The organism is Microbacterium sp. 22296 (assembly GCF_052045385.1).
Taxonomy (GTDB): domain Bacteria; phylum Actinomycetota; class Actinomycetes; order Actinomycetales; family Microbacteriaceae; genus Microbacterium.
In genome coordinates this window covers 84,832-99,381 of sequence record NZ_JBQEOS010000006.1, presented here as the reverse complement: position 1 = coordinate 99,381, position 14,550 = coordinate 84,832, and the positions used below count along the sequence as shown (strand labels likewise).

Genomic DNA, 14,550 nt, shown 5'->3' with positions numbered 1-14,550 from the left:
GGGCCGCTGCCGTCATGTGCGTCAGGGCAGCGACACGTTGGTCGTGTTGACCGGCACGGCGTACAGGTCCTCGATGTCGTCGGCGAAGTCCGACACGATGACGTTGCGCTTGATGCTCATCTTGGGCGTCAGGTGTCCGCTGGCCTCGGTCCACTCGGTGGGGAGGATCGTGAACTTGCGGATCGATTCCGCACGCGACACGCGGGTGTTGGCGCGGTCGACGGCGCCCTGCACCTCAGCGCGCACCTTCTCGTTCTCGGCCGCGTCGGCGAGCGACATGTCGGAGGGCAGCCCGTTGTTGGCGAGCCACGTCGGCAGCATTTCGGAGTCGAGGGTCACCAGCGCCGCGATGAAGGGCTTGTGGTCTCCCACCACGACGACCTGACCGACGATCGGGTTGGCGCGGATCGGATCCTCGAGAGCGGCGGGGGCGACGTTCTTCCCACCGGCGGTGACGATGATCTCCTTCTTGCGACCCGTGATGGCGAGGAACCCGTCGCTGTCGAACGCTCCGATGTCGCCGGTCTTGAACCACTCCCCGTCGAACGCCTCGGCCGTGGCCTCGGGGTTCTGCCAGTACTCGCGGAACACGTTGATGCCACGCACCTGGATCTCGCCGTCGTCGGCGAGTCGCACGCCGACGCCCGGAAGCACGGGGCCGACCGTGCCGATCTTCGACTTCGTCGCCAGGTTCACCGTGGCGGGGGCGGTGGTCTCGGTGAGTCCGTACCCCTCGAGGATGATGACGCCGAGGCTGCGGAAGAAGTGGCCCAGTCGCGGGCCGAGAGGAGCCGACCCCGACACCGCGTAGACGACGCGTCCACCCATGGCATCCCGGAGCTTGGTGTAGACGAGCTTGTCGAAGAGCGCGAACTTGAGCTTGAGCCCCAGCGGGATCCTCTTGCCGTCCTGCAGGCGCTGCGAGTGCTCGATCGCGGCGTCGGCGGCCGCGCGGAAGATCTTGCCCTTGCCGCCGGCCTCTGCCTTCTGCTCGGCCGAGTTGTAGACCTTCTCGAACACGCGCGGGACGGCGAGGAGGAAGGTCGGCTGGAACGTCCCGAGCGCGGGGAGCAGCTGCTTCGTGTCGGGCTGGTGGCCCGTCTTCACCCCCGCATGCACGTTCAACAGCGAGATGAAGCGCGCGAACACGTGAGCCGTCGTGATGAAGAGCAGCGTGGAGGCACCCTGCGTCTCGACGACCTCGTGCAGCGCCTTGGCCGAGTTGCGCGCCAGCTCCACGAAGTTGCTGTGCACCAGCACGCAGCCCTTCGGACGCCCGGTCGAGCCCGAGGTGTAGATGAGGGTCGCGATATCCGACGCTCTCGCGAGGTGGCGGCGCCGCTCGATCTCTTCGTCGGTGATGTGCGTGCCGCGTGCCACGAGCGTGTCGAGGTCGCCCGCGTGCATCGCCCACACCTCGCGCACGAGGGGGACGTCGCTGCGCACCTCGTCGAGCCGCTCGGCGTGTTCTGCGGATTCGAGCACCACCGCGATGGCACCCGAATCCGCCAGGATCCAGGAGATCTGCGCGGGGGAGCTCGTCTCGTACACCGGCACCATCACGGCGCCGGCGTAGAACAGCGCGAAGTCCACGAGCGTCCAGTCGTACGTGGTGCGGGCGATGAAGGCGACCTTCTCACCCGGCTGCACCCCCGCGGCGACGAAACCCTTCGCCAGGACGATCACCTGCCGTTCGAACTCGGCGGCGGTCACGTCGCGCCATCCGCCGGCATCGGGGACGGCGAACAGCGGACGATCGGGGGTCGCCCGCACACGGTCGGCGAGCAGGTCGGACACGTTGGCATCCGGATCTGCGGGGACGACGAGGGGAAGGTCGAACTGGATCACGGTAACTCCTTCGGCACCGGAAAGAACGTCGAGCGGTGCGTCGAGTCTATCCGCACCATTTCCGGCCGCACCGGGACGCGGTGTCCCGCGCCGCGCACGCGGCATGGCTAGACTTCACCGGGCCGCGCCGCTCGGTCGGCCCGGAAGGGAGCACGGTGCAGAACGTCGGCATCGACATCGGGGGCACGAAGATCGCGGGAGGCGTCGTCGACGACGACGGCACCATCATCGAGAAGCTCCGCGTCGACACCCCCATCGACCCCTCGGCCCTCGTGGACGCCGTGGTGGACATGGCCGAGCACCTGCGTCGCGCGCACGACATCCACGCGATCGGGGTCGCGGCCGCCGGCTTCATCAGCCTCGACCGCAGCACCGTCATCTACGCCCCCAACATCGATTGGCGCGACGAGCCGCTGCGCGCTCGCCTCGAACGACGCCTCGACGCCCCCGTCACCATCGAGAACGACGCGAACGCCGCCGGCTGGGGCGAGTACCGCTTCGGGGCGGGTCGCGGCGTGCACGACATGGTGATGCTCACCATGGGCACCGGGGTCGGCGGCGCCGTCGTCAGCGGCGGCGAACTCTTCCGTGGCGGCCACGGCATCGGCGGTGAGCTCGGCCACATGCGCTTCGTGCGCGGCGGCCATCCGTGCGGGTGCGGGCAGAACGGATGCCTGGAGCAGTACGCCTCGGGGCGCGCCCTGCAGCGCGAGGCGAACGCCATCGCCGACGAGGGCGGCATCGGCGCTGCCCTCGCCGCGATCCGCGAAGAGAGGGGCGCCATTCCCGGGCCGGCCGTCTCGCGACTGGTGCTCGCGGGCGACGCGGGCGCGATCGAGGCCCTCCGCCGCGTCGCCACCGCCCTCGGCGAGGCGTGCGGGGGCTTTCAGGCCGTCCTCGATCCCGAGCTGTTCGTCATCGGTGGTGGCGTCGCGCAGTTGGGCGCCGACTTGCTCGCCCCGGTGAAGCTCGCGTACGAGACGTCTCTGCCGGGGTACGGTGAACGTCCCGTCGCCGAGTTCGCCATCGCGCGTCTGGGCAACGACGCCGGCCTCATCGGGGTCGCCGACCTCGCCGGGAAGGAGCGCTGACGATGTTCTACTGGCTGATGAAGTACGTGGTCATCGGGCCCGTCATCAAGGCCGTCTTCCGCCCGTGGATGGTGGGCCGGCGCAACATCCCCGCGGAGGGCGCGGCAATCCTCGCCAGCAACCACCTGTCGTTCTCGGACTCGATCTTCCTGCCGCTCATGATCGACCGGCGCATGGCGTTCCTCGCCAAGAGCGATTACTTCACGGGGAAGGGTCTGAAGGGCTGGGCCACCCGCATGTTCTTCCAGGCGACCGGTCAGTTGCCCATCGACCGATCCGGCGGCAAGGCGTCGGAGGCCTCGCTGAACACCGGCCTCGGCGTGCTCGGTCGCGGTGAGCTGCTCGGCATCTATCCCGAGGGCACCCGCAGCCCCGATGGCACGCTCTACCGCGGCCGCACCGGGATCGCGCGCATGGCGCTCGAGGCTCGCGTGCCGGTCGTCCCCGTCGTCATGGTCGACACCGGCGCCGTGATGCCGATCGGTCAGCGCCTGCCCCGTGTCGGGCGGGTCGGCATCGTCATCGGCGAACCGTTGGACTTCTCGCGGTTCGAGGGCATGGAGGGCGACCGTTACGTGCTGCGCTCGGTCACCGACGAGATCATGGTGGCGCTCCAGCGCCTCGGCGAGCAGCGGTACGAGGACGTCTACGCCTCGACCGTGAAGGACCGTCTGGCCACCGCCCAGGCGGCGAAGGCGCCCGCGTCCCGCCACTAGACTTCAGGGGTGAATCAGCAGCTCCACGACCTCGACCACTGGCGATCCCTGCCCATCAAGCAGCAGCCCCAGTGGTATGACGAGGGCGCGGTGGCCGCGGCATCCGCGGAGCTGGCGACTCTCCCGCCGCTGGTCTTCGCGGGCGAGGTCGACAATCTCCGCGACCGTCTCGCGCGCGCCGCCGCCGGTCAGGCGTTCCTCCTGCAGGGCGGTGACTGCGCCGAGACGTTCGCCGGCGCGACCGCCGAGCAGATCCGCAACCGGATCAAGACGGTGCTCCAGATGGCCGTCGTGCTCACCTACGGCGCCTCGATGCCCGTGGTCAAGATGGGCCGCATGGCCGGGCAGTTCGCGAAGCCTCGCTCGAGCGACGTCGAGACGCGCGGCGACGTGACGCTGCCCGCCTACCGCGGCGACATCGTCAACGGCTACGACTTCACCGAGGCGTCGCGCCGGGCCGATCCCGCACGACTGCTGAAGGGGTACCACACGGCCGCCTCGACCCTGAACCTCATCCGCGCCTTCACGCAGGGCGGGTTCGCCGACCTCCGCGAGGTCCACAGCTGGAACAAGGGGTTCGCGAGCACCCCGGCCAACCAGGCGTACGAGGCCATGGCGACCGAGATCGACCGCGCCATCAAGTTCATGGAGGCCGCCGGAGCGAACTTCGACGAGCTGACGCGCGTGGAGTTCTACACCGGCCACGAGGGTCTGCTCATGGACTACGAGCGACCCATGACGCGCATCGATTCGCGCACGGGGCTCGCGTACAACACGTCGTCGCACTTCCAGTGGATCGGTGAGCGCACCCGCGAGCTCGACGGCGCGCACGTCGACTACTTCTCGAAGATCCGCAACCCCATCGGCGTCAAGCTCGGCCCCACGACCACGCCCGAGATGGCGCTCGCGCTCATCGACAAGCTCGACCCCGAGCGTGAGCCGGGCCGACTGACGTTCATCACGCGCATGGGTGCGGGGAAGATCCGCGAAGCCCTGCCCCCGCTGCTCGAAGCGGTCCGCGACTCGGGCGCCACGCCCCTGTGGGTCACCGACCCGATGCACGGCAACGGCATCACCACGCCCACCGGTTACAAGACGCGTCGTTTCGACGACGTCGTCGACGAGGTGCGCGGGTTCTTCGAGGCCCACCGCTCGGTGGGGACGCATCCCGGCGGCATCCACGTCGAACTGACCGGCGACGATGTGACCGAGTGCCTGGGCGGTTCGGAGCAGATCGACGAGGCTACCCTCGCCACCCGCTACGAGAGCCTCTGCGACCCCCGCCTGAACCACCGTCAGAGCCTCGAACTGGCTTTCCTCGTGGCCGAGGAGCTCGAGAAGCGCTGACCGGCACCGCCGTCAGGCCGATGCCCCCGATCCGTCGTGGTCGGGGGCATCGTCGTTCGTGCGGGGCTAGGTCCCTGAGACGGGCTCGGCGCGATGACCATCGGTGGCCGAGCTCGTCGATGCCACGCCCGAGCCGTGCCGACCGTTCGATCTACAGCGTCGGCGTCAGGGTGATGGTGCTGCCCTTGGGTGCGGTCTCGCCCGCCTTGGGGTTCGTGGCGCGCACCTTGTAGATGTCCCAGTACTTGAAGCCGAGCGGAAGGGTGCCGTCGTCGATGCCGGCGTTCACCTCGAATCCGAGCCCCTCCAACGCCGTCACCGCCTCGCGGATCGTCATCCCCACGACGTTTCCGGGGATCTCGACGGGCTCCGGCCCGATCGACACGATTAACGGCACCGTGTCTCCGGGGCGCCAGTTTCCCTCGCCGTCGCGGTCGCCGATCCCGATGACGACCCCGGATGCCACGGAGTCGCTGTACCGCTCGGAGATGGAGGTGTTCAGGCCCGCCTCGTCGAGCGTGCGTTCGGCGCGCGACTGCGACTCGCCGGACACGTCGGGGAGGGGACCGAGCGACACGACCAACGACGCGGCGTCGCCCTCGTAGACCGTGCAGCCGTCGGTGCAGCCGATGGCGTCGCCGCCGGATCGGGGGATGACGGATGCCGCCAGCACGGTGCCGTCACCGGCATCCGAGAACTCTCGCGCGGGCTCGTCGGGGACGCCGACGAACGCGGCTTGGAGGATACCGGTGACCTCGTCGGCGCTCTTGCCGGCGAGAGCGGGGATCTGGTGGGTCGCGGGGCCGACGGAGACGTACACGGTCACGAGCGTGTCCTTGTCGAGGCGCTCGCCCGGCGCGGGGTCGGACCCGACGGTCGTGCCCGCGGGGATCTCGCGATCGTTGACCTCCTGCGCCTGGGCGCGCAACTGGTTGGTCGCCAGCAGCGTCTCGGCGTCGGCGAAGCTCCGCTGCGACACGTCGGGAACGGCCACGAGAGAGCCGGGGCCCGATCCGAAGTACCACCCGGTTCCCGCCGCGCCGATGGCGAGCAGCAGCACGAGCACGAGTGTCCAGACGCCGCGTGTGGTGCGACGGCGGGTTCGGGTGCGCAGGCGCGCGGCGTTGTCGGGCTCCTCGGCGGTGGCGATGGGCAGCGACGCGGTCTGGGGGAGCACCTTGGTGAGCTCGCGCGAGTCGGCGGCACTGGCAGCCCCGGTGGTGCCGACCGCGACCGCCCGTGCGACCTGGGGCGCGAGCCCCAGCTCCTTCTCGACCGCGCGCAGGCGCTCCAGCATCGCGCCGGCGTCGAGCGGGCGGTCATCGGGTCGTCGCTCGGTGGCCCAGAGCACGAGTTCGTCGAGTTGCTCGGGCACCGAGGGATTCTTCACGCTGGGACGCGGGACCGAGTCGGTCGCATGCTGGTAGGCGATCTGCATGGGCTGCTCGCCCTTGTACGGCTGCTCGCCGGTGAGCATCTCGTACAGCATGATGCCGAGCGAGTAGATGTCGCTGCGTGCGTCGGCGGTGCCGCGGGTGACGAGTTCGGGGGCGAGGTAGGCGATGGTGCCCATGAGCTGCGCGCCGCTGGCGGTGTTCGCGGTCGTCGCCCGGGCGAGGCCGAAATCGCCGATCTTGATGCGGCCGTCCTCGGCGAGGAGCACGTTCTCGGGCTTCACGTCGCGGTGCACGATGCCGGCGCGGTGGGCGGCGGAGAGCCCCGACAGGATGGCATCCATGATCGTCAGGGTCTGATCGATCGTGAGGCGCCGGTGCTCGCGCAGGAGTTCGCGCAGCGTGATGCCGGGCAGGTACTCCATGACCAGGTACGCCATATCGCCGTCCTGGCCCTGGTCGAACACGTTCACCACGTGCGGATCGCTCAGACGCGCGGCGGAGCGGGCCTCTTGGATGAACCGGCTCTGGAACACGGTGTCGTCACTGAGGTGGCCGTGCATGACCTTCAGCGCCACCCGACGCTCGAGCCGCAGGTCGGTGGCGACGTACACGGTCGCCATGCCGCCCCGCGCGATGCGCGCACGCACCCGGTATCGGCCGTCGACGAGACGGCCGATCAGCGGGTCTGCCTGCTGACTCGTGCTCACGGGTCGAGTCTACGGAGCGGCCCCTGTGAGCCCGGGCAACGGCTCACCGTAGGCCGCGACTCAGCCCAGAACCGCGAGCCACGTGGTGGCGGGCTGCTCCCACTGCGCGTAGCGGTCGGGGTAGGCCGAGATCTGCACGGCCTGCGCCGCGTCGGCGTAGGGCATCTGCTCCCAGCCGGGGATGTCCAGCAGGCCCCGGGTCGTGGACCCGTTGGGGTCGGACGGGCCACCGTAGAACACGCGCGTCGCACGATCGGGGTCGCGGATCTGCTCGGGCGTGCCCCAGCCCATGCTCGGGCGCTGCTGGAAGAGACCGAGCGAGTCGCGGTCGCCCCAGTCGAGGTTGCGCAGCCACGACTCCTGCATCGCGGTGCCCAGGGCGATCCGGATGCCGTGGTCGGAGACGCCGAGTTCACGCCCGATGCGGATGATCAACCGGGCGTTGTCGGATTGTTCGGCGTCGAGGCCGGGGGCGGTGACCGCAGCGACCGCGGCGGGAGCCGCCGCGGGAGCGCCGGAGGGGATCTGCAGCACGTCGCCCGGGTAGATGATCGAGGCGCGGGTGAGGCCGTTCGCGCTGAGGACCGCGTCGAGCGACACGCCGTTGGCGGCGGCGATCGCCGAGATGGTGTCGCCGGGCTGCACCTCGTGCGTCACGGCCGCGGGCGCCGGAGCCGGGGCCGGCGGCGGGGTCGGGGCGGCGGGGGCGCCGCCGAGCACGAGCACCTGGCCGGGGCGGATGACGCTGTCGGCGCCGAGTCCGTTCGCGGCCTGCACCGAGGCGACGTCGAGGCCGTTGGCGCGGGCGATGCCCCACACGGTGTCCCCGGGCTGCACCGTGTAGGTGGCGGCACCGCTCAGGGCGGTGAGCACCGGAAGCACCCTGAGCGGCGCGGTCGGCAGCGAGCTCAGGGGCGGGGTCGGGGGAGCCGCGTGCGCCGCGCCCTCTCCGGCGAGGCTGAGGGCGATGGTGCCTGCCACGGCGGCAGGCCACGCGGCCACGACGCGGCGGGTCGTGGGCGGGGCAGGGAGGGGGAGTCGTCGCATGGTGGGGGGATTTCCGTTCGTCAGACTGCCCGCCACGCTCGCACGCCGCGATACGGATGTCAACGTGTGAGGCTCATGTGACACGTGTGACTCGTGTGACAGGTGGGACGACGTCGGCGCCGAGCTGCGTCGTCGGCGGAGGGTGAGATAGTTGCACCGTGACCGAGACGACCCGTTACGAAACCGACTGGCTGACGATCCCCGACCTCGTGGAGCTCCTCGACGAGCCCCTCGGCCGTGTGCGTCGGCTGATCGACGAGGACTACCTCGTCGGATCCCGCCGTGACGGTGTGTTCAAGGTGCCCGCGGCGTTCATCGCCGAGGGTCGGCCGCTCCCGGCCCTGCGGGGGACGATCATCGTGCTCCACGACGCGGGGTTCGACCCCGACGAGACCATCGACTGGTTGCTCACGCCGGAGCAGACCATCGGCGTCGCCCCCATCGAGGCGTTGCGTGCGGGCCGTAAGAGCGAGGTGCGCCGGGTGGCCGCGACCCTCGCATGAGTCGTCACGGCCTCGGGGCCGACCGCGGCCGAACCCTCGCCTGAATCGGCGGGGTTCGGCGCCAGTGGCCGGTCCGGCTGAGCCGTCGGTCGCCGTCGGCGCCCGGTCAGGCCGCGCGATCCGTGGCGGCACGGGCGAGAGCCCGCAGCTCGTCGACCGCGTCGGCGCGCAGGGGCGCCTCCGCGAGCGCGAGGTCGGCGCGACGGGCGTAGTGCGCGATGAGTTCCTCGGTGCGCGCGAGCGCACCGCTGTCGACGATGGTTCGCTGCAGGATGCCGATCTGCTCGGTGTCGAGCGCGGGGTCGCCCAACCGCTCGTCGATCGCCTGACGCTCCCGCGGTGAGACGGCTTCGCGGGCGTAGGCCACCAGCACGGTGCGCTTTCCCTCGCGGAGGTCGTCGCCCACGGGTTTCCCCGTCACGGCGCTGTCGCCGAAGACTCCGAGCACATCGTCGCGCAACTGGAACGCCATGCCCACGTCGTGGCCGAAGCGACCCAGCGCGTCGCTCTGCGCGGGGGCGGCGCCGCCGAGAGCCGCACCGATCTGCAGCGGCTGCTGGATGCTGTACCGCGCCGACTTGTACGAGGCCACCCGCAGGGCGCGCTCGGCGTGCGTGTCGTCGGGGTGGACGGTGTAGGCCGACTCCTCCGCGACGTCGAGGAACTGCCCGATGGTCACGTCACGGCGCATCTGCGCGTACGCCCGCCGGGTCTCATCGGCTGTGGGGGATCCCCGCAGGCCCTCCTCGAGCAGGTCGTCGCTCCAGGCGACGAGGAGGTCGCCGAGCAGGATCGCCCCCGAGCGCCCGAACGCGTCGGAGTCGCCCGTCCATCCCGCCGCACGATGGGCGCTCTGCAGGGCGCGATGCGCGGCGGGTTGTCCGCGACGGGTGTCGGAATTGTCGACGAGGTCGTCGTGCACGAGGGCCGCTGCGTGGAAGACCTCCAGCGACGTGGCCACGGCGAGGGCGGCGTCATCGAAGCCGGTGACGGACGGCCGGACGCACTCCCAGCCGGTGAGGCAGAAACGCGCGCGCAGACGTTTTCCGCCGCGGAGCGCGGAGGCGCCGGAACGCGTGAGCATCTCGGCCTCCGGGCCGAGAGCGGCGGCGTACAATAGCTGTTCGGTGAGGAAGTTGTCGAGTCGCTGGGAAACAGCTTCGATCGGTTCCGGCGAGGTCGGCACGGGCCTAGCCTAGTGATCCTCGCCCCACGTAGAATCGTCCACACCGAACAATAGAGGGGGATGCATGCCACTCTCCGAACAGGAGCAGCGTCTGCTGGATGAGATGGAGCGCCATCTCATGAGTAACGACACGGACGTCGTCACCGCCCCCAGCCGCGCCCTGAGCTACCGCAACATCGTCCTCGGTTCGATCCTGGTCCTCGCCGGGCTCGGAGCCCTGGTGGTGGGTGTGTCGATCGGCTTCAATACCGGCTTTCTCGGCATCGCGATCGGGGTGCTCGGTTTCCTCCTGATGGTCGGCGGTGTGATCTTCGCGGTGACCCCGATGCGTGGTTCAGTGGCGACCGCCGGAACCGGATCGACGGGTGGCACCAAGGCGCGCACCACGCGCGCCGCGGGCTCGTCGTTCATGGACCGCATGAACGAGCGGTGGGATCGCCGCCACGAGGGGCAGTAGCTCCCCCGATTTTCTTGTAAAGCACCGGCTCTTCGGAGCCGGTGCTTTTTCGTGCGCCCGGGGGAGTGGCATCAACCATGGCGCCCGCAGGCGGCGAATCCCTCCCTTTTCCTCCACGCGTGACCTCCTGCGTCCGCCGAAAGCGCCGAGAACCGCGTCGTCACGCGGATTCCGCACGTCGGGGCGAGGGGTGGGCGACACCGTACACGGCGGCGGGTTCCGGCGGAAGATCCGTCTGGCAATGGCTAAGTGGAGGTCAGTGGAGTAAAGTGGAGGAAACTTCGCAGGCCGGACGAAGGGGGTGGACGCCCGAATGCTGCTCGGCACGCACACTCCCAAGCTCGACGACAAGGGGCGCGTCATCCTGCCCGCGAAGTTCCGCGACGATCTCGGCGCCGGAGTGGTGATCACCCGGGGGCAGGACCGCTGCCTCTACGTGTTCAGCACCGAGGAGTTCGAGCGCGTGCACGAGCGGATCCGCGAGGCTCCGCTCAGCAACAAGCAGGCTCGCGACTTCCTGCGCATGTTCCTCTCGGGAGCCAGCGCCGAGAAGCCCGACAGCCAGAACCGCATCACCGTTCCCCCGGCACTGCGCACCTACGCCGGTCTCGGTCGCGAGCTCGTCGTCACCGGCGTCGGCGCCCACGCCGAGATCTGGGACGCCGAGGCGTGGAACGCCTACGCGGAAAGCAACGAAGACACGTACGCCGAGATGGAGCAGGAGGTGATCCCGGGACTGTTCTGACCCTCCGGCTGTGATGCCCAGCCGCACGCCCTGACGCACTTCCCCGGCGCCAGGTCGATGCGGATGGGGATCAGAGCCGAAAGATCGGACCCCGTCGACATGGACATCCGCGACATCCACACCCCCGTCCTCCTCGAGCGCTGCGTCGAGCTGCTGGGGCCCGCTCTGCACAAGCGCGGCTCCGTCTTCGTCGACGGCACGCTCGGCATGGGCGGGCATTCCGAGGCGTTCCTCGAGCGCTTCCCGGAGGCCCGCCTCATCGGTCTCGACCGCGACACCGACGCCCTTCGCATCGCGGGGGAGCGGCTCGCACGATTCGGCGACCGCGTGACCCTGGTGCACACGGTGTACGACGGGATCGCCGAGGCCGTGGCATCCGCGGGCGTCGAGAAGGTCGACGGCATCCTGTTCGACCTCGGAGTGTCATCCCTTCAGCTCGACGAGGCCTCCCGCGGGTTCGCCTACGCGCAGGACGCGCCCCTCGACATGCGCATGGATCAGACCACCGGCGTCACCGCTGCCCAGGTGCTCGCCACGTACGGCGAGGGTGACCTGCGCCGGATCTTCGAGCGCTACGGAGAAGAGAAGCTCGCCGGGCGCTATGCCCGCGCGATCATCGCCGCCCGGACGACAGCGCCGCTGGAGCGGTCCGGTCAGCTCGTCGACGTGCTTCAGGCGGCGACGCCGGCCGCGGTGCTGCGCGAGCGGCATCCCGCCAAGCGCGTCTTCCAGGCCCTGCGCATCGAGGTCAACGCCGAACTGTCGGTGCTCGAGCGCACGATCCCGGCCGCGCTGAAGGTGCTCGGAGTCGGCGGACGCATCGTGGTGCTGTCGTATCAGTCGCTCGAAGACCGTCTCGTCAAGCGCGTCTTCGCCGACGCGTCGACCTCGACCGCTCCCCGGGGGCTGCCCGTGGAGCTCCCCGAGCACGCCCCGACGTTCCGCCTCCTCGTGCGCGGAGCCGAACTCGCCAGTGACGAGGAGCGAGCCGCCAACCCCCGTGCCACCCCCGTACGTCTGCGTGCGGCCGAGAGGATCCAGGAGGACGTATGAGTGCATCCCCGGCCATCGACCCCCGGGTCGTCGACGACTTCCTCCCCGATTTCCCCACTCCCGTCCGCGAGCGTCGTCTCACCGTCGTTCCGGCTCCCGCCCGGCGGCGGGTACCGCGGCGGCTGTTCGGCATCATCGCCGTCTCGGGCGCCCTGGTCATCGTGCTCGCCCAGATGGGGCTGAGCATCCTCACGACGCAGAGCTCGTTCGAGATCGCCTCGCTCACGCAGCAGCAGCGCGACCTGACCTACCAGAAGCAGATCCTCTTCGACGAGACGGCGGGCCTCAGCTCGCCGCAGTACCTCGCCGCCAACGCCGCCGCCCTCGGAATGGTCATCGACGAGTCGCCCACCTACCTGCGTCTGAGCGACGGTGCCGTCGTCGGTTCCGGCAAGCCGGCCGACACGACGTCGTCGGTGGATGCCAGGGGCCGCGGTTCGGTCGGCAACTCCCTCATCACGGGTGTACCGCTGGTCACCGACCCGGCGGCTGCGACCACCCAGACCAGCGACGCGGCTCCCGAGGCGGAGTCGACGGCCCCGGCCGATGCGACGACCCCGGGCACCGGATCCGCGACACCCCCGCCGATCAACGACGGTCTGCCCACACCCGCGACACGATGAGAGCCATGACGACAGCCACCTCCCGCTCCCCGCGGCGTCGCACCGTCGTCGCCCTCGCGGTCGTGTTGATCGTGCTCGTCGCCTTCGTGGTGCGACTGATCGACATCCAGGTCGTGAACGCGCGTGAGCACGTCGACGACTCGCTCTCCATGGGCCTGCAGTCCTCGCGCACGCTCTACGCCTCGCGCGGCCCCATCGTCGATGCCGACGGCACGCCGCTGGCGTCGAGCATCAACCGCTACGACGTGCAGATCGATCCCTCTCTCGCCGTCGAAGGCATCGAGACCTACGACGACGACCAGAAGAAGATCACGACGGACTGGCCCGAGCTGGCCGGGAGGATCGCCGCCGTCCTCGGCATGCAGACCGGTGACGTGCAGAAGATCGTCGCGGACGCGCTGGCCGACAACCCCGACTCCCAGTACGCCGTCATCGCCAAGGCCGTCTCCACAGAGCAGTACCGGGCTCTCGCCGATCTCGGGCTGCCCTTCCTCAGCTTCCCGCCGCAGGCGGGGCGGGTCTACCCCGACGGCGCCGTCGGCGGCAACCTCCTCGGCTTCGTCGGCAGCGACGGGCAGGCCCTCGCGGGGCTCGAGTCGGCGGACGACTCGTGCCTGGCATCCAGCAACGGCAAGGTCGTCTTCCAGAAGAGCCCGTCCGGCATCGTGCTCCCGGGCACCGAGGTCGTGACCCAGCCGGCGGTCGACGGCGGCACCCTCACGCTCACGATCGACCGCGACCTGCAGTGGTACCTCGGCCAGCTCATCGCCGAGCAGGTGCAGAACACCGGGTCGCTGCGCGGCACGATCACGGTCGTGGAGGCGAAGACCGGCAAGATCCGGGCGCTCGCGGAGTACCCCACGGTCGACCCCAACGACCCCACGGCGACGCCGGAGAGCGATCGCGGCAGCGCCGCCTTCGGAGACCCGCACGAGCCGGGCTCCACCATGAAGGCCATCACCGCGGCCATCGGCCTCGACAGCGGGGCCTTCGACGCCGGCACGACGGTGACGGCGTCTTCAAGCGAGACGCTCGACGGCGAAGCGCGCATCTCCGACTCCTTCGCGCACCCCGAGAACCGTTACACCCTCACGGGCGTGCTGATCGACTCCTCCAACGTCGGCATCTCGAAGTTCGGCGCGATGATTCCGCTCGACACCCGCGTCTCCTACCTCCAGAAGTTCGGGCTCACCGCGCAGACGGCCGTCGGATTCCCCGGCGAGTCGGCCGGCATCCTGCGCGATCCGGCGGACTGGGACAAGCAGACCTTCTACAACACCACGTTCGGACAGGGTCTCGCGGTCACCGTGCCCCAGCTCGCCGGGGCGTACCAGACGATCGCCAACGGGGGAGTGCGGATGCCGTTGACCCTCGTCGAGGGCTGCACCGCGGCCGACGGCACCGTCACCGACGTCCCCGACGCCCAGGGCGAGCGGGTCGTCTCGGAGAACGCCGCCGACACGGTCGCGCAGATGCTCGAGAACGTCGCGACCCAGGGCACGCTCGCCGACCAGGTCGCGATCCCCGGGTACCGCGTGGCGATCAAGACCGGCACCGGTGAGAAGACCGACCCGGTCACGGGCGCCTACAAGTCCGACGCATACTTCACCACGATGATCGGTTTCGCCCCCGCCGACGACCCGCAGTACGTCGTCGAGGTCAACCTCGACGAACCGCGGACGGTAAAATCGTCGGCGGCCACCGCGCCCGCGTTCCAGAAGGCCCTGACGCAGGTTCTCAAGACCTACCGGGTCATCCCCTCCGGAACCACGACCCCCGAACTGCCCAAGTTCGGCTGAGACACCCGCACGCCGGTCTCGTCTCGGTAAC

The 14,550-nt window shown here is 70.0% G+C and carries 13 protein-coding genes; 9 read left to right on the top strand and 4 right to left on the bottom strand.

What is annotated here, in order from left to right; genetic code table 11:
• Window positions 1–21: 21 nt before the first annotated feature.
• On the bottom strand, window positions 22–1,848 hold the full coding sequence (locus ACTJJP_RS12645; RefSeq protein ID WP_440775350.1) for an AMP-dependent synthetase/ligase: 1,827 nt from the start codon (window positions 1,846–1,848) through the stop codon (window positions 22–24).
• Between the two features lie 155 nt (window positions 1,849–2,003).
• Here ACTJJP_RS12645 and ACTJJP_RS12640 point away from each other — a divergent pair, with 155 nt between their 5' ends.
• Genes ACTJJP_RS12640 through ACTJJP_RS12630 form a run of 3 tightly spaced genes read left to right on the top strand, consistent with a single transcriptional unit; the run spans window position 2,004 to window position 5,002 of the window.
• Window positions 2,004–2,939 carry an ROK family glucokinase gene (locus ACTJJP_RS12640; protein ID WP_440775349.1) on the top strand — a complete coding sequence of 312 codons (936 nt, stop codon included), beginning with the start codon at window positions 2,004–2,006 and terminating at the stop codon, window positions 2,937–2,939.
• Between the two features lie 2 nt (window positions 2,940–2,941).
• Window positions 2,942–3,655 (top strand): lysophospholipid acyltransferase family protein, encoded by a 714-nt coding sequence (locus tag ACTJJP_RS12635; protein WP_440775348.1) that lies wholly within the window; start codon window positions 2,942–2,944, stop codon window positions 3,653–3,655.
• Window positions 3,656–3,664: 9 nt separating this feature from the next.
• Window positions 3,665–5,002: a class II 3-deoxy-7-phosphoheptulonate synthase gene (locus ACTJJP_RS12630; protein ID WP_440775347.1), complete on the top strand. Its 1,338-nt coding sequence runs from the start codon at window positions 3,665–3,667 to the stop codon at window positions 5,000–5,002.
• A gap of 151 nt (window positions 5,003–5,153) precedes the next feature.
• On the opposite strand, the gene pknB is transcribed toward ACTJJP_RS12630, so the two are convergent.
• Entirely contained in the window at window positions 5,154–7,106 is a 1,953-nt protein-coding gene (gene pknB, locus ACTJJP_RS12625; protein ID WP_440775346.1) for a Stk1 family PASTA domain-containing Ser/Thr kinase, read from the bottom strand.
• A gap of 60 nt (window positions 7,107–7,166) precedes the next feature.
• Window positions 7,167–8,153, bottom strand: coding sequence for a LysM peptidoglycan-binding domain-containing protein (locus tag ACTJJP_RS12620; RefSeq protein WP_440775345.1), 987 nt, complete (start codon window positions 8,151–8,153; stop codon window positions 7,167–7,169).
• A 158-nt stretch (window positions 8,154–8,311) separates the two neighbouring features.
• On the opposite strand from ACTJJP_RS12620, the gene ACTJJP_RS12615 reads away from it, so the two are divergent.
• Window positions 8,312–8,656: an Rv2175c family DNA-binding protein gene (locus ACTJJP_RS12615; protein WP_440775344.1), complete on the top strand. Its 345-nt coding sequence runs from the start codon at window positions 8,312–8,314 to the stop codon at window positions 8,654–8,656.
• A gap of 106 nt (window positions 8,657–8,762) precedes the next feature.
• On the opposite strand, the gene ACTJJP_RS12610 is transcribed toward ACTJJP_RS12615, so the two are convergent.
• Window positions 8,763–9,842, bottom strand: a complete 1,080-nt coding sequence (locus tag ACTJJP_RS12610; protein ID WP_440775343.1) for a polyprenyl synthetase family protein — start codon at window positions 9,840–9,842, stop codon at window positions 8,763–8,765.
• A gap of 64 nt (window positions 9,843–9,906) precedes the next feature.
• Here ACTJJP_RS12610 and ACTJJP_RS12605 point away from each other — a divergent pair, with 64 nt between their 5' ends.
• From ACTJJP_RS12605 to ACTJJP_RS12585, 5 genes are all read left to right on the top strand, one after another.
• Entirely contained in the window at window positions 9,907–10,299 is a 393-nt protein-coding gene (locus ACTJJP_RS12605) for a DUF3040 domain-containing protein (RefSeq protein ID WP_440775342.1), read from the top strand.
• Window positions 10,300–10,612: 313 nt separating this feature from the next.
• Window positions 10,613–11,044 carry a division/cell wall cluster transcriptional repressor MraZ gene (gene mraZ / locus ACTJJP_RS12600; protein WP_440775447.1) on the top strand — a complete coding sequence of 144 codons (432 nt, stop codon included), beginning with the start codon at window positions 10,613–10,615 and terminating at the stop codon, window positions 11,042–11,044.
• Between the two features lie 99 nt (window positions 11,045–11,143).
• On the top strand, window positions 11,144–12,097 hold the full coding sequence (gene rsmH / locus ACTJJP_RS12595; RefSeq protein WP_440775341.1) for a 16S rRNA (cytosine(1402)-N(4))-methyltransferase RsmH: 954 nt from the start codon (window positions 11,144–11,146) through the stop codon (window positions 12,095–12,097).
• On the top strand, window positions 12,094–12,720 hold the full coding sequence (locus ACTJJP_RS12590; protein ID WP_440775340.1) for a hypothetical protein: 627 nt from the start codon (window positions 12,094–12,096) through the stop codon (window positions 12,718–12,720). Before rsmH ends, ACTJJP_RS12590 begins: the two co-directional genes overlap by 4 nt.
• Before the next feature lie 5 nt (window positions 12,721–12,725).
• The gene (locus ACTJJP_RS12585; protein WP_440775339.1) at window positions 12,726–14,519 is read left to right on the top strand and encodes a peptidoglycan D,D-transpeptidase FtsI family protein; all 1,794 of its coding nucleotides are present in this window, start codon (window positions 12,726–12,728) and stop codon (window positions 14,517–14,519) included.
• Window positions 14,520–14,550 lie beyond the last annotated feature (31 nt).

Excerpts from the sequence above, each read along its gene's own strand:
- ACTJJP_RS12635 (WP_440775348.1), top strand. The coding sequence starts at position 2,942 with ATGTTCTACTGGCTGATGAAGTACGTGGTCATCGGGCCCGTCATCAAG.
- ACTJJP_RS12620 (WP_440775345.1), bottom strand. The coding sequence starts at position 8,153 with ATGCGACGACTCCCCCTCCCTGCCCCGCCCACGACCCGCCGCGTCGTG.
- ACTJJP_RS12605 (WP_440775342.1), top strand. The coding sequence starts at position 9,907 with ATGCCACTCTCCGAACAGGAGCAGCGTCTGCTGGATGAGATGGAGCGC.
- mraZ (WP_440775447.1), top strand. The coding sequence starts at position 10,613 with ATGCTGCTCGGCACGCACACTCCCAAGCTCGACGACAAGGGGCGCGTC.
- rsmH (WP_440775341.1), top strand. The coding sequence starts at position 11,144 with ATGGACATCCGCGACATCCACACCCCCGTCCTCCTCGAGCGCTGCGTC.
- ACTJJP_RS12590 (WP_440775340.1), top strand. The coding sequence starts at position 12,094 with ATGAGTGCATCCCCGGCCATCGACCCCCGGGTCGTCGACGACTTCCTC.
- ACTJJP_RS12585 (WP_440775339.1), top strand. The coding sequence starts at position 12,726 with ATGACGACAGCCACCTCCCGCTCCCCGCGGCGTCGCACCGTCGTCGCC.